The sequence below is a fragment of the Pseudomonas medicaginis genome, assembly GCF_965119365.1.
Lineage (GTDB): Bacteria > Pseudomonadota > Gammaproteobacteria > Pseudomonadales > Pseudomonadaceae > Aquipseudomonas.
On record NZ_OZ221631.1, the window covers coordinates 2572384 to 2587236 of the forward strand.

14 protein-coding genes are annotated in these 14853 nt (G+C 61.7%); 7 read left to right on the forward strand and 7 right to left on the reverse strand.

What is annotated here, in order from left to right; genetic code table 11:
* Positions 1–234: 234 nt before the first annotated feature.
* From ACMTA2_RS11455 to ACMTA2_RS11480, 6 genes are all read left to right on the forward strand, one after another.
* Positions 235–933 (forward strand): glutathione binding-like protein, encoded by a 699-nt coding sequence (locus ACMTA2_RS11455; protein WP_413794923.1) that lies wholly within the window; start codon positions 235–237, stop codon positions 931–933.
* On the forward strand, positions 930–1787 hold the full coding sequence (locus tag ACMTA2_RS11460; protein ID WP_413794924.1) for a PhzF family phenazine biosynthesis protein: 858 nt from the start codon (positions 930–932) through the stop codon (positions 1785–1787). Before ACMTA2_RS11455 ends, ACMTA2_RS11460 begins: the two co-directional genes overlap by 4 nt.
* Positions 1788–1903: 116 nt before the next feature.
* Positions 1904–2878 carry a porphobilinogen synthase gene (hemB, locus tag ACMTA2_RS11465; RefSeq protein WP_413794925.1) on the forward strand — a complete coding sequence of 325 codons (975 nt, stop codon included), beginning with the start codon at positions 1904–1906 and terminating at the stop codon, positions 2876–2878.
* A gap of 210 nt (positions 2879–3088) precedes the next feature.
* On the forward strand, positions 3089–4183 hold the full coding sequence (locus tag ACMTA2_RS11470) for a DUF1615 domain-containing protein (RefSeq protein ID WP_413794926.1): 1095 nt from the start codon (positions 3089–3091) through the stop codon (positions 4181–4183).
* 114 nt (positions 4184–4297) lie between these two features.
* Complete coding sequence (locus ACMTA2_RS11475; RefSeq protein WP_413794927.1) at positions 4298–5017, forward strand: hypothetical protein; 720 nt, start codon at positions 4298–4300, stop codon at positions 5015–5017.
* A gap of 60 nt (positions 5018–5077) precedes the next feature.
* Positions 5078–5707 carry a glutathione S-transferase family protein gene (locus ACMTA2_RS11480; protein WP_413794928.1) on the forward strand — a complete coding sequence of 210 codons (630 nt, stop codon included), beginning with the start codon at positions 5078–5080 and terminating at the stop codon, positions 5705–5707.
* A 35-nt stretch (positions 5708–5742) separates the two neighbouring features.
* Here ACMTA2_RS11480 and ACMTA2_RS11485 read toward each other — a convergent pair whose 3' ends face one another.
* The 5 genes from ACMTA2_RS11485 to ACMTA2_RS11505 all read right to left on the reverse strand — a co-directional run bounded on the left by ACMTA2_RS11485 (position 5743) and on the right by ACMTA2_RS11505 (position 9698).
* Positions 5743–6279, reverse strand: coding sequence for a PqiC family protein (locus tag ACMTA2_RS11485; RefSeq protein WP_413794929.1), 537 nt, complete (start codon positions 6277–6279; stop codon positions 5743–5745).
* Positions 6280–6296: 17 nt separating this feature from the next.
* Positions 6297–7955, reverse strand: a complete 1659-nt coding sequence (locus ACMTA2_RS11490; protein WP_413794930.1) for a PqiB family protein — start codon at positions 7953–7955, stop codon at positions 6297–6299.
* Complete coding sequence (locus ACMTA2_RS11495) at positions 7936–8595, reverse strand: paraquat-inducible protein A (protein WP_413794931.1); 660 nt, start codon at positions 8593–8595, stop codon at positions 7936–7938. Before ACMTA2_RS11495 ends, ACMTA2_RS11490 begins: the two co-directional genes overlap by 20 nt.
* Positions 8592–9188 (reverse strand): paraquat-inducible protein A, encoded by a 597-nt coding sequence (locus tag ACMTA2_RS11500; protein WP_413794932.1) that lies wholly within the window; start codon positions 9186–9188, stop codon positions 8592–8594. Before ACMTA2_RS11500 ends, ACMTA2_RS11495 begins: the two co-directional genes overlap by 4 nt.
* Positions 9189–9257: 69 nt before the next feature.
* On the reverse strand, positions 9258–9698 hold the full coding sequence (locus ACMTA2_RS11505; protein WP_413794933.1) for a CBS domain-containing protein: 441 nt from the start codon (positions 9696–9698) through the stop codon (positions 9258–9260).
* Between the two features lie 312 nt (positions 9699–10010).
* Between ACMTA2_RS11505 and ACMTA2_RS11510 the strand changes: the two genes are divergently transcribed.
* Positions 10011–12374 (forward strand): DNA polymerase II, encoded by a 2364-nt coding sequence (locus ACMTA2_RS11510; protein WP_413794934.1) that lies wholly within the window; start codon positions 10011–10013, stop codon positions 12372–12374.
* A gap of 170 nt (positions 12375–12544) precedes the next feature.
* Here the strand turns inward: ACMTA2_RS11510 and ACMTA2_RS11515 are convergent, their stop codons facing one another.
* Positions 12545–13366, reverse strand: a complete 822-nt coding sequence (locus tag ACMTA2_RS11515; RefSeq protein WP_413794935.1) for an aldo/keto reductase — start codon at positions 13364–13366, stop codon at positions 12545–12547.
* Positions 13367–13495: 129 nt separating this feature from the next.
* A complete protein-coding gene (locus tag ACMTA2_RS11520; RefSeq protein ID WP_413794936.1) occupies positions 13496–14644 on the reverse strand; it encodes an aldose epimerase family protein in 1149 nt (382 codons plus the stop codon).
* Between the last annotated feature and the right edge of the window lie 209 nt (positions 14645–14853).

Consider the following 14853-nt stretch of genomic DNA (forward strand, 5'->3'; position numbering starts at 1 on the left):
GTCGTTACGCCTCGTCGGATCCTCGGGGCATTGCTCAGAGTCTCTTCGAGCCCTTTGGTTCGATCCTGGCCGATCCTGGTGCACTGTAGCGACCTCCGTCAGGCGATGGGACGAACGTTAACGACAGGATGTTGCGAAATTAAGAAGGGATGACGTGTATTCCATGACGGCAGTGATGCCGTGCCCTACATCTTGGATTATCCTCGGGCTTTCTTTCATTTCCGAGCCGACCCCATGCCCGACTTGACCCCATACGCCATCACCCAAAAATGGGCCGCCCAATACCCGGAGTGGATCCAGCTCTACTCCCTGCCCACGCCCAACGGCGTGAAGGTCTCGATCATGCTGGAAGAGATCGGCCTGCCGTACGAGCCCCACAAAGTGGACTTCGCCAGCAACGACCAGTTGTCGCCCGAGTTTCTTTCCCTGAACCCCAACAACAAGATCCCGGCGATTCTCGATCCCCATGGGCCGGGCGACCAGCCGTTGGCGTTGTTCGAGTCGGGGGCGATCCTGATTTATCTGGCGGACAAGAGCGGGCAGTTGCTGGCCCAGGCGTCGGCGGCGCGCTACGAGACGATCCAGTGGCTGATGTTCCAGATGGGGGGCATCGGACCAATGTTCGGGCAGTTGGGGTTCTTCAATAAGTTCGCCGGCAAGGACTACGAGGACAAGCGGCCGCGGGATCGTTATGTCGAGGAGAGCAAGCGCCTGCTCAAGGTGCTCGATGGCCGTCTGCAAGGGCGGGACTGGATCATGGGCGAGCGCTACACCATTGCCGATATCGCTACGTTTCCCTGGGTGCGCAACTTGATCGGTTTTTACGAGGCCGGTGATTTGGTGGGTATCCAGAACTTCCCCAATGTGACGCGGGTGTTGGAGCGCTTCCTGGCGCGACCGGCCGTGGCTCGTGGATTGAAGATTCCGGAATGAGTAATCCGACCACCCGTCGATTCCATTACAAGCAGCTGGATGTGTTCAGTGATGTGCCGCTCAAAGGCAACGCGCTGGCGGTGGTGCTGGGGGCCGATGGGCTCAGTGACTCGCGCATGGCTGCTTTTGCCAATTGGACCAACCTCAGCGAAACCACGTTCCTGTTGGCGCCGCAGCATCCGGAGGCCGATTACCGGGTGCGTATTTTCACCACTGCCACCGAGTTGCCGTTTGCCGGGCATCCGACCCTGGGCAGCTGTCACGCCTGGCTCGAAGCCGGAGGCGTGCCAAAAGGACAGGAGATCGTGCAGGAGTGTGGCGTTGGCCTGGTCAGGGTTCGCCGCTGCGATCATGGTTTGGCATTTTTGGCGCCACCTTTGCTCAAGTCCGGTCCGCTGGACGCCGAACTGCTGAAGCGGGTACGCGATGGGCTAGGGCTCGCCGCCGAGGCGATCGTCGAGGCGCAATGGGTCGATAACGGTGCCGGCTGGCTGGCGTTGATGCTCAAGGATCGCCAGCAAGTCCTGACACTTGAGCCCGATTACCAGCAATTGCTGGACCTGGCCGTCGGCGTGATCGCCCCCTGGGATCAGGCCGTGGATGGCGATGAGGCGCACTTCGAAGTGCGGGGCTTCATTGCCGGTGATGGCATGCCCGAGGATCCGGCCACCGGTAGCCTGAACGCCGGGCTTGCGCAATGGATGCTGGGCAAGGGGTTGGCGCCTGCATCCTACGTGGTCAGCCAGGGGCTGACGATGGGTCGGGCCGGGCGTATTCATGTCGAGCAGTTGGGCGACGAGGTCTGGATTGGTGGCGCGGTGGTGACGTGCATCAATGGCTCGTTGACCTTGTGAGGCGATTATTGCAGGGCGGGTAACACGCTGTTTTCCACGTGACGTTTGTGCCCTGGCTGGCCAGGGCATAAGCTTTGTTCCCGGTAATCGAGCAGCATTTCTTGCCCAGGAGTCCCATGTCCAGCCAGTTCCCCGAAGCACGTCCACGCCGTCTGCGTCGCAATGCAAGCCTGCGCAGCCTGTTCCAGGAAACCGAGTTCACGTTGAACGACCTGGTGCTGCCGATTTTCGTCGAAGAAGAAATCGATGATTTTGTCCCGATCAAGAGTATGCCCGGTGTGGTGCGTATTCCTGAGTCGAAGCTGGCGGGCGAGATCGAGCGCTATGCCCGGGCCGGCATCAAGTCGGTGATGACTTTTGGGGTGTCCCATCACCTGGACAACGACGGCAGCGACACCTGGAGCGAGCGTGGCCTGGTGTCACGCATGGCCGGGATCTGCAAGGACGCCGTGCCGGAAATGATCGTGATGTCCGACACCTGCTTCTGTGAATACACCGATCATGGTCATTGCGGGGTCCTCCATGGCGATGAAGTGGACAATGATCGGACCTTGGTCAACCTGGGCAAGCAAGCCGTGGCGGCGGCCCGTGCCGGCGCCGATGTGATCGCGCCATCGGCGGCCATGGACGGGCAGGTCCAGGCGATTCGCAAGGCCCTGGATGAAGCCGGTTTCAACCAGACGGCGATCATGGCCTATTCCACCAAGTTCGCCTCGGCGCTCTATGGACCGTTTCGCGAGGCGGGCGGCAGCGCGCTGAAAGGCGACCGCAAGAGCTATCAGATGAACCCGATGAATCGCCGCGAAGCCCTGCGCGAATCCCTGCTCGACGAGCAGGAAGGTGCCGACGCGCTGATGGTTAAGCCGGCCGGTGCCTACCTCGATATCATCCGCGACATTCGCCAGGCTTCCAACCTGCCGCTGTCGGCCTACCAGGTCAGTGGCGAGTACGCGATGATCAAATTCGCTGCCCAGGCCGGCGCCATCGACGAAGCCCGCGTGGTTCGCGAGAGCCTTGGCGCGATCAAGCGGGCGGGAGCGGACCTGATCTTCACCTACTTCGCCATGGACCTGGCGCTGAGCGGTATCTGATCCCGCGCTGCTCCCGGGGTGGGGTGTGAGATCCATGTTCATCGCCATTCCCTTGTGGGAGCGAGCTTGCTCGCGATAGCGCCGAGTCAGCTTGCATCAGTGTTGCCCGTGCCGCCGCCATCGCGAGCAAGCTCGCTCCCACATTGGGCATAGCCCGCATCCACTTTTGATCGTATGGTTGCTCCGGAATAACGAGCCCGATGGAGCACCATGCAATTCAACCGATTGATGATCAGCCTTGCTGCGCTGCTGGCCTTGGCCGGTTGCGGCAGCCGTCAGGCGCAGGAGCCTGAGCGTCAGCCCGCTGAGGTCAAGAAGCAGATCGTGCAGTTGTTGCCGGCCAAGACGACGGATCGCGAAGGTTGGGCGACGGACATCTACGTCGCCTTTGCGGCCCAGCAGATACCGTCCACGACGCAGAACATCTGTGCAGTCCTGGCGGTGACCGAGCAGGAGTCGACGTTCCAGGCCGACCCGCCAGTGCCGGGGCTGGGCAAGATCGCCCGCCAGGAGATCAACCGCCGTGCGGCGAAGGTGCACATTCCGGAGCTGTTGGTCAGCGGCGCGCTTGAGGTGCGTTCGCCCAATGGCAAAAGCTACAGTGATCGACTCAACGCGGCCCGTAGCGAGAAAGAGCTGAGCGGGATTTTCGATGATTTCATCGACATGGTGCCGTTGGGCAAGACCCTGTTCAGCGGTTTCAATCCGGTGCACACCGGTGGGCCGATGCAAGTCAGCATCGCGTTTGCACAGGCCAATGCGCGGGACTATCCCTACACGGTGGATGGCTCGATTCGTCGCGAAGTGTTCAGTCGCCGTGGTGGGATGTACTTCGGCATCGCGCATTTGCTGGGCTATCCGGTGAACTATACCGAGCCGTTGTATCGTTTTGCCGACTTCAATGCCGGGTGGTACGCCAGTCGCAACGCGGCTTTCCAGCATGCGGTCAGCGTGGCGTCGGGCATTTCCCTGGCGCTGGATGGCGATCTGATTGCCCATGATTCCATCCTGCCGGGTAGCACGGAACGGGCGGTGCGCACACTGGGCAAGTCGTTGGGAATGCGCAACCCGACCATTCGCGATCAATTGGAGCTGGGCGACAGCCTGGCGTTCGAGGACAGCAAACTCTACAAACGTGTGTTCGAACTGGCTGACAAGGCCGAGGGCAAGCCGTTGCCTCGGGCGGTATTGCCGGGGATTGTGCTCAAGAGCCCGAAGATCACGCGCAAGCTGACCACGGCATGGTTTGCCAAGCGGGTGGATGAGCGTTATCAGCGATGCATGGCGCGGGCGTCAGGGCGATAGCCAGGCACTGGGCATGAAAAAGCCCGGCGGATGAGGCCGGGCTTTCAGGGGGATGGGTTTGGTGTGGGATCAGTCTTAAGCGGTGTACCGGGTAGGCTACCAGGCAATTCATGCGTGGTTTTCGATCAGGCGATCGGAGCCACCTTCAGCAACGCGGCGTTCCAGCAAGCGATCAGCACCGCCTTCAGCGACACGGTTTTCGATCAGTCGACCGGAGCCACCTTCAGCAACGCGGCGTTCCAGCAGACGATCAGCACCGCCTTCAGCGACACGATTTTCGATCAGTCGATCGGAGCCACCTTCAGCGACGCGGCGTTCCAGCAGACGATCAGCACCGCCTTCGGCGACACGATTTTTGATCAGTCGATCGGAACCACCTTCAGCGACGCGGCGTTCCAGCAGACGATCAGCACCGCCTTCGGCGACACGATTTTCGATCAGTCGATCGGAGCCACCTTCAGCGACGCGGCGTTCCAGCAGACGATCAGCACCGCCTTCAGCGACACGATTTTCGATCAGTCGATCGGAGCCACCTTCAGCGACGCGGCGTTCCAGCAGACGATCAGCACCGCCTTCGGCGACACGGTTTTCGATCAGGCGATCGGAACCGCCTTCGGCGACGACAGGTTGGGAGGAGGCGGCAAATACGTTGGCGGCCAGTACGGAGAAAGCGAGGCTGAGGATGACTTGGCGTTTCATGATGGTGTGCTCCGGGGGTGCAGTGGTTTGTGTGGGGCCATTGTTGTCCCGGGCGATCATCAAGAGAACTTCATTGACATGATGGTGAACATCGATGGCAGTGATAGCTCGTTGGCCCGCTACCGGTCAGCTTGATGGAACACTGAGGGGGCTCGCGGGCTCTACCGGCATAACGCTTATGCAGGAGGTACGTTCATGTATCAGTTATTCGGTTGCAGGCAATCCGGTTCTTCGGCGGTGGAGGTTGCCCTGTGTCTCTGTGAGGTGGCTTATCGGCGGGTCGATGCCTATTCGACGCAAGACAACGATGCGGCAAAAGCGCTCGAGGCACTCAACCCTCTGAAACAGGTGCCGACCCTGCAGTTGCCGGATGGCTCGGTGCTGACCGAAGCGGCGGCGATCCTGATTCACCTCGGGTTGACCTTCCCCGCATCGAAGCTGCTCCCGCAAGACCCGACCCAGCGTGCCCAGGCCATACGGGGCCTGGTCTACATCGCGGCCAATTGCTACACGCCCATCGGCATCATCGATTTTCCGGAACGCTGGCTGGATGAGGTGGACGAAGCGACTCGGCAGCGATTGATATCCGGCACGCAGCAACGGCTGTATCGCAATTGGGCGCTGTTTGCCGACCAGTTCCCGGCCCGACCTTTTCTAGGCGGTGACGAACCGGGAGCGCTGGATATCCTGGCGGCCGTGATCACGAAGTGGAGAAATACGCGGGAGGCGATGCTGAGCGCCCGTCCGGCGTTCCATGAGTTGTTGGAGCGCATCGACCACCACCCGCGCGTTGCGGCGGTGCTGTCGCTGCATTGGTCTTTGTAGGCACTGCCGGGCGAAGCGAGGCTGCGCCTACGGGATCAAGGACACGCCTTGCGTGCAGCCGCCTGCTCGACAAGGCCGGCAAACTGCCGGACATTCTCCTGATGCGCCGTCACCAGCTCGTCGATATTGGCGCCCGCCGGCGTTTGCAGGCTGCTGCGGCACGTGATGGGGCGAGCGTCGTTGCCCAGGTTGCGCAGGCGCCATTGCACATCCATGCGGGCATAGCGGCCAGGGATCGAGTCAAAGCGTTGCACCTCTACCCGCAGCAATGATTTGGGGGCGCCAGGGTTGCTCAGTTGTTCGTCCAGGCTGCTATGCAGTTCATCGGCCAGGCTGGCGCCCCACCATTCGGTTTCCAGAATCGCCAACCCGCTGTTGCCTTGGCGAATGACCATCTGGGTGCGATCCACCTGGGGCGGAACGCTCACCTGTTCGATCTGGATGTCCACGCTGGAGCGCGATTGGCCGGCCGGTTGGGCCGGGCTCAACGTGTGGTAGTGGATCGGATCGCTGCGGCAGGCGCCGAGCAGCAATGCCACGGCAACCAGGGTGAGTTTCAGCGTCAGTGGCATGGGGCGGGCTCCTGTAATCATTCTTTCACCGGCAATGTGAGGTTCTGCGCCGGTGCGTCCTTGGGACGGCCGCGAAGCAGCGATTCGGGATGGCGGCTCAGGTAGTCCGACAGTTCGCGCAGCGAGCGCGACATGCGCCCCAGGTCGTCCAGGGTCTGGGTCAGTTGTTCGCGCTGCGGTGAATCTTCGGCCAGGGTCGAGTTGGCCGATTGCAGGGTCTTGCTGACGTCCTGCAAGGTGTTCTGCACACTTGGCAGCGTCTTGCTGTTGAATTGGGCCAGGCCTTTGCGCAGCTCCACCAGGTTGCCATTCAGGTTGCTGGCGACGCTTTCCAGCGGCAGTTTGTTGATTCGCTCGACCATCGCCTGCACTTGTTCCTGCAATTGTTGGAGGCTACCGGGAATGGTCGGTATGCGCACAGGTCGGGCGGTGGGGTCGAAGGCGACTTTTTCTGCCTTGGGGTAGAAATCCAGCGAGATGTACAACTGCCCGGTCAGCAGGTTGCCGCTGCGGGCCTGGGCACGCAGCCCCCGATCGACAAAGCTTCCCATCAGGCGGGCAGAGGCGGCTTCGTCCTCCGGGTCGTGATTGAGTGCCTTGAGCAGTTTCTCATGGGCTTTGCCCAGGCGCTGCGGGTAGATCACCACGCCGACGTTGACCGGAAAGCTGCGCTGTTTCTCATCGAAATCCAGATTGATGGCCACCACCCTGCCAACTTCCACCCCGAGGAACTCCACCGGCGCACCGACGCGCAAGCCGCGCAGTGCCTGATCGAAGCGCAGGGCCAGGTATTGCGCCTTGCCATCGGGCGGGGCGAGGGCGCTCTGCTGGTCGGCAAACAGCTCGTAGGTCTTCTCCTCGCTGGCGGGGACGTCGTTGGGGCTGTACTCCGGCGCACGAAACGCAATGCCGCCCAGCAGCAGGGCCGAGAGCGATTCGGTCTTGACCGCGAAACCATTGGCGCCGACGTTCACGTCCACGCCGCTGACGTTCCAGAACCGGGTGTTTTCGGTAACGTACACATCGTTGGGTGCGTTGACGAATACGTCGATGTTGACGCCTTTGCCCTCGGCGTCCAGGGCATAGGACACGACTTGGCCCACCGGGATCTTGCGCAGGTACACCGGCGAGCCGATGTCCAGTGAACCGAGGTCCTGGGAGTGCAGGGTGAAGCGCTTGCCTGGTTCGCCGTAGGTGATGGGCGGCGGGTTCTCCAGGCCCGTGAAGGACTTGGCGCGCACTTTCGAATGGCCGGCGTCGGCCCCAATGAAATCCCCCGACAGCAAGGTGTCGATCCCCGAAATGCCGCCGGCCCCGATGCGGGGCCGTACGACCCAGAACACCGAATCTTCGTGAGTGAAGGTGTCGGCGGTCTTGGCGAGCTTGACCGTGGCGGTGACGTTCTTCTGGTCTTCGCTCAGTTGCACGTCGGTGACCTGGCCGATGACCACGTTGCGGTATTTCACCTGGGTCTTGTTGGCGGTCAGGCCCTGGCCGGTCTTGAAGGTGATGGTGATGGTGGGGCCTTCCTGCAGCCAGTTGTGGACCACCAGGGAAATGCCCACCAGTACCGCGATGATCGGCACGATCCACACCAGCGACACCGTCCAGCGGCGGGTGGTGACGTGGGGCCGGCCGGGTGCGGGGTGTGGCCCGTCAGTGGCTTGCGACTTCATCCATGACCTCCTCGGATGGTTGAGTGTCCCAGATCAGCCGGGGGTCGAAACTCATGGCCGACAACATGGTGAACAGCACCACGAGGCCGAAGAACAGGATTCCCGGTCGCGGTTCGATGTCGCTCAGTGCCTGGAACTTGACCAGGGCGGCCACCAGGGCCACCACCAGCACATCGAGCATCGACCAGTAGCCGATGACCTCCACCAGTCGGTACAGCTTCGCCCGCTGGACCTGGGCCCAGGTGCTGCGCCGTTGTACGGTCACCAGCAGCAGGGTCAGTACCACGAACTTGATGCCGGGCACCGCGATGCTGGCGATGAAGATGATCAGGGCGATGTCCCAGGCGCCGCTCTGCCAGAACTCGATGACCCCGCTGATGATGGTGCTGTCGGCACCTTCGCCGAGCATCTGGGTATTCATGACCGGAAGCAGGTTGGCCGGGATGTAGAACACCAGCGCCGCGAGCATGTAGGCCCAGGTGCGGGTGATGGCGTCGGGTTTGCGTCGATGCAGGGCGGCGTCGCAACGCGGGCAGGCCTGGGGTTCGGCGCTCATGTCGCAGGCCAGGCCGCAACCGTGGCACAGGCACAGGCCCAGGTCGCGAGCGTCTGGCGGGGTGTCCAGCGGCTGGCCGTTCATAGGCTGTCCCACAGGTCGCGGACATCGCGCCCGGCAATGCGGATCATCAGCAGGCTCAAGGCGGCCAGGGCGAACAGCCCGATGCCCGGGAGCACGTCCAGCAGGCCGGCGAGCTTGATCACCGCCACCAGCGCGCCCAGCAGGCACACCTCCAGCATGCTCCAGGGCCGCAGGGTTTCCAGGCTGCGCATGCACAGGCTGAACCCAGGCGCCCGTCGCTGGAGGTAGGCATGGCCCAGCACCCAGAGCAGCAGCGCCAGCTGGAAGGCCGGTGCAATGATGATCGCCACCGCAGTCACCAGGGCGATGAAGGTGATGGGCCCCAGGCTCAGCGCCACGATGGAATCCCACAGCGTCGCGCTGTTGCTCAGGCCTTGGAGGCGGATGCTCATCACCGGGTAGACGTTGGCGAATGCCCATAGCACCGCGGCCGTCACGCTCAAGGCCAGGCGTCGTTCGATGGTCAGGCCGTTGTAGCGCTGGATCACCGCATGGCAGCGCACGCAGACGGCTTTCTGGTGCGCAGCGAGCACCATCGGCTCGTACACCGCATCGCAATGTTCACAAATGATCAGTCGGTCGGTGGCGGCCATCGGGATGCTCGCAGGAACAACCCCTTCAATATAGAAGTACGTTGAGAATGAGCAACCCGCCGGCAGGGATCATTCGCCGCGAATGTATTGCTCCAGTTGTCGGATCAGGTCGGCTTGCTCGGCGATGGCTTCCTTGACCAGGTCGCCGATGGACAGCAGTCCGACGAGCTTGCCGTCTTCTACCACCGGCAAATGCCGCAGGTGCTTTTCGGTCATGATGCTCAGGCAGGTCTCGACATTCTGGTGCGGGTCGATGGTGATCACGGGGGATACCATGATGTCGCTCACTTTCGTCCCCACCGACGAGCGACCGTGCAGGACCATTTTGCGCGCGTAGTCGCGCTCGCTGATGATCCCCAGCACTTTTTCGTCCTTCACCACCAGCAAGGCGCCGACGTTCTTCTCGGCCATGCGCATCAGGGCCTGCAGCACCATGTCGTCCGGTGAGATGGTGTGCACTTGCTGGTTCTTATCGTCTTTTAGCCGGAGCAACTGCGCGACGGTTTTCATGGGGAAGCCTCGGGGTGTTGTTTTTGCTGGTTGTTCAAGCATCGTAGACCCAACGGCGCAGAGCAAGCGGTAAAGCGGCGGCCAGTCATCCAAAAACGTCATTGCCCGGACAATTACCACCCATCCTGTGGTCGGGCGCTGTCGTGGCGAGGGGATTTATCCCCGCCAGGCTGCGCAGCAGCCCCCATAAGCGGATGACATCGACCTGACACGCAGCGCTGGCAGGCTTCAGGACTGCTTCGCCGTCCAGCGGGGATAAATCCCCTCGCCACAGGTAGAATCGTCGCCTACGCAAAATTTGAGGTTGCAGCGGTGGATTTACAGCAGGGCTTCGTCCTGACCCGGCATTGGCGCGATACCCCGGCCGGCACCGAAGTCGAGTTCTGGCTGGCGACCGACGCCGGTCCCCGGCGCGTGCGCCTGCCTGTGCAAACGTCGGTGGCCTTTGTGCCGCAGATCCAGCGCGGCCAGCTCGAAGCCTTGCTGCAAGGGGAGAAAGAGGTAGAGCTGCGCCCCCTGGACTTGCTGGATTTCGAGCATCGTCCGGTGCTGGGCCTGTATTGCCAGCAACACGCCCAACTGATGCGCCTGGACACCACGTTGCGCCGCGCCGGTGTGGAGGTGTTCGAAGCGGACATCCGGCCGCCGGAGCGCTACCTGATGGAGCGCTTCATCACCGCTCCGGTGTGGTTCGGCGGTACGCCGGCCGCCGACGGCTTGCTGGTGGATGTCCAGATGAAACCGGCGCCCGACTTCCGTCCATCGTTGCGACTGGTGTCCCTGGACATCGAAACCACCGCCCAGGGCGATTTGTATTCCATTGCCCTGGAAGGCTGCGGCGAGCGCCAGGTCTATATGCTAGGGCCACCTAATGGCGACGATAGTGGCGTGGATTTCCAACTGGAATACTGCGAATCGCGCACGCTGCTGCTGAAGAAACTCAACGACTGGTTCGCCCGTTTCGACCCCGACGCGATCATCGGCTGGAACCTGGTGCAGTTCGACCTGCGGGTGCTGCATGAACATTCCCGGCGGCTGGCGGTGCCGCTGCGCCTGGGGCGTGGAGGCGAAGAAATGCAATGGCGCGAGCACGGCGCGCGCAACAACCACTTCTTCGCCTCGGCGGCCGGTCGGCTGATCATCGACGGGATCGAGTCCCTGCGCTCGGCCACCTGGAGCTTCCCGTCGTTCAGCCTGGAAAACGTCGCCCAGACGCTGCTGGGGGAGGGCAAGTCCATCGACAACCCGTACCAGCGCATGGACGAGATCAATCGCATGTTCGCCGAGGACAAGCCGGCCCTGGCCCGCTACAACCTCAAGGACTGCGAGCTGGTGACGCGGATCTTCGCCAAGACCGAGCTGCTCAAGTTCCTCTTGGAACGGGCCAGCGTCACCGGCCTGCCGGCGGACCGCAGTGGTGGTTCGGTGGCCGCCTTCACGCACCTGTACATGCCGCTGATGCACCGCCAGGGCTTTGTTGCACCCAATCTTGGCCAGCGTCCACCGGAGGCCAGCCCGGGTGGTTTTGTCATGGATTCCCAGCCGGGGCTCTACGAGTCGGTGCTGGTGCTGGACTACAAGAGCCTGTATCCGTCGATCATCCGCACTTTCCTGATCGACCCGGTGGGCTTGATCGAAGGGCTGCGCCACCCGGATGACCAGGCGTCGGTGCCCGGTTTTCGCGGGGCGCGCTTCTCCCGTACTCGACACTGCCTGCCGGCCATCGTGGCACGGGTCGCCGAAGGCCGGGAGACCGCCAAGCGCGAACACAATGCGCCGCTGTCCCAAGCGTTGAAGATCATCATGAACGCCTTTTATGGCGTGCTCGGCTCCAGTGGCTGTCGCTTCTTCGATCCGCGCCTGGCCTCGTCCATCACCCTGCGCGGCCACCAGATCATGCAACGCACCCGCCAATTGATCGAAGCCCTGGGGCATGTGGTGATCTATGGCGATACCGACTCCACGTTCGTCTGGCTGCGTCGCGCCCACGGCCAGGAGGAGGCGGCGAGGATCGGTCGCGAGCTGGTGGCGCATGTCAATCAATGGTGGCGTGAGCAGGTGCGTGCCGAGTTCGGGCTGGAAAGCGCGCTGGAACTGCAATTCGAAACGCATTTCAAGCGTTTCCTGATGCCGACCATCCGGGGCGCCGAGGAGGGCAGCAAGAAACGCTACGCCGGGCTGGTGACCCGCGCCGACGGCAGCGACGAAATCGTCTACAAGGGCCTGGAGACTGTGCGTACCGACTGGTCGCCGTTGGCCCGGCAATTCCAGCAGGAGCTGTATGGGCGGATCTTCCACCGCAAGCCCTACCAGGATTATGTGCGCGATTATGTGCAGCAGACCCTGGCCGGTACGTTCGATGAACGGCTGGTCTACCGCAAGCGCCTGCGGCGGCCGTTGGACGACTACGAACGCAACGTCCCTCCCCATGTGCGGGCTGCGCGACTGGCCGATGAGTTCAACCAGCGCCAGGGCCGTCCGCGGCAATACCAGAATGGCGGCTGGATCAGCTACGTCATCACCGTCGCCGGTCCCGAGCCATTGGAAAACCGTAGCGCGCCGATTGATTACGATCACTACGTGAGCAAACAGCTGCAACCGGTGGCGGATGCGATCCTGCCGTTTGTGGACGATGATTTCTCGACGTTGGTGGGTGGGCAGATGGGGTTGTTCTGAGATCCCCTGTATCCATGCAGAACCTGTGGCGAGGGGATTTATCCCCGCTCGAGTGCGCAGCGCTCGCCACTTTATCGGTTCCAGCGAGACAGTGGGGTCGCTGCGCAACACAGCGGGGATAAATCCCCTCGCCACCAATCAGAGTGCTCCCGATGGTTCGTATTTCGGCGTCAGACCATCGCCAACCGCTGCTTGCCCTGGGGTCGGGGAAAGATAAGGTCGAGGGCGGCCAGGTCCTGAGGCTCTAGCCTGAGGTTGGCCGCTTCGGCATTCAGGCGCACATGCTCAGGCTTCACGGCCTTGGGAATGGCGATGACATTGTCCTGGCGTAGCAACCAGGCCAAAGCGATCTGCGCCGGTGTGGCGCGATGGCGTTCGGCAATTTGTCCCAGGGTGTGATCCTTGAGCAAATGCCCGCCCTGGCCGATCGGGCAGTAAGCCATGATCGGCATGCCCTGTCGTTGGCACCAGGGCAGCAGGTCGAATTCGATCCCGCGTTCCTGCAGGTTGTACAGCACCTGATTGGTGGCGCAGGCCGGTGAGGCCAGTTCCTCCAGGTCATCAACGTCAAGATTCGACACGCCCCAGCGCCCGATCTTGCCTTCTTCGCGCAGACGCTCAAACGCTTCGACGGTTTCTGCCAAGGGGTACTGGCCTCGCCAGTGCAACAGATAAAGGTCAATGTAATCGGTATCGAGCCGACGCAAACTGCGTTCGCAGGCCAGGGGAATGCCTTTGCGACTGGCGTTGTGGGGATAGACCTTGCTCACCAGGAACACCTGGTCGCGCAGGCCGGTGATCGCTTCGCCGACGACCGTCTCGGCACCACCTTCGGCATACATCTCCGCCGTGTCGATCAGGGTCATGCCCAGTTCGATCCCCAACCGCAAGGCCGCCACTTCTTTCTTGTGATGGGACGGTTCTTCACCCATGTGCCAGGTGCCCTGACCAATCACCGGTACGGTTACGCCGGCCAATTCCAGAGTGTTCATTCACTTCTCCTGTTGTGCTGGTCGATAAAGCTGTGGCAGCAGGATAGATCAGGTGTTCAGGTAGGGATCGTTCCCAGGCACCGTGTCACTCGTGTCCGGCAGCGTGGGAACGATCAGTGGATGGGGACGTTATTGCACCGAGAACTTCAGCACCATGGTCTGGGTGTAGGTCTGGCCCGGATCAAGTCGCGTGGTGGGGAAGTCCGGCTGGTTTGGCGAATCGGGAAAGTGCTGGGTTTCCAGGGTAAATGCGCCCCAGTGCGGGTAGACCTTGCCTTGCTTGCCCTTGATCGTGCCGTCAAGGAAGTTGCTGGTGTAGAACTGCACGCCCGGCTCGGTGGTGTACAACTGCAAGCGCCGTCCCGACTGCGGGTCCTGGACATCGGCGGCGAGTTTGTTTATGTCACCTTTGGCGTCTAGCACCCAGTTGAAGTCGAAGCCACCCTGTTTCGGTTCGGCGAACTTGAGCTGCGGATGATCAGCCTTGATATGCGTACCGATGGCGGTGGGCTTGGTGAAATCCATCGGTGTGCCGGCCACGGGGGCCAGTTCGCCCGTGGGAATGAGTTTGCCGGTGACCGGCGTGTAACGGGCCGCGTGCAGGGTCGCGACTTGTTTGAGAATGTCGCCGTTGCCTGCACCCGCCAGGTTGAAATAGCTGTGGTTGGTCAGGTTCAACACGGTCGGCTTGTCGGTGGTGGCCTTGTAGTCGATGCGCAGTTCGTTTTTGTCATTGAGGCTGTAGGTCACGTCAGTCTTCAGGTTGCCGGGAAAACCCATTTCGCCGTCCGCCGACAGATACGTCAGGGTCACGCCCACTGAATCCTTGTCATTGCTGGGCTCGGCCTTCCATACACGTTTATCGAACCCTTGTGGTCCACCGTGCAGGGAATTGTCCTTGTCGTTCTGTGGCACCTGGTAACGCTTGCCGTCCAGCTCGAACGCCCCGCCGGCCAGGCGATTGCCGAAACGGCCGATGGTCGCGCCGAAATACACGTTGCCGTTCTTCTGGTAGCCCTGCACATCGTCGAAGCCGAGCACGATATCGGTGGTCATGCCGTTTTTGTCCGGCACGCTCAACGACTGGAGGATCCCGCCGTAGGTGATGACGGTCGCCTCGATGCCGTGGCTGTTGCGCAGTACGAATTTCTCGACCGCCGTGCCGTCATTGGTCTTGCCGAAGGCAGCGCGTTCATTGGTCAGGCCGGCGGCCTGGGAAGAGGTGGCAATCATCAGAGAGACTCCGAGGGCCGTGAGCAAATGTCTGGATTCAAGCATGGTATGACCTTCCTTCCTGTTGTTTTGTTGTTGTTTTAACGCGGTCGGGTCCGTTACTTGGTCGGACAACGACGAAGGTTTTCCTGTTCAGTAGTCTTTCTATTTACAGGTCAAGAAGGGATTTATAGCTATAAATAGGGATTTATCAATTAAAAAGTAAGACTAATTAAGAGTGGTGAATTTTGCCCACGAGAGCGCTTTCACCCCGG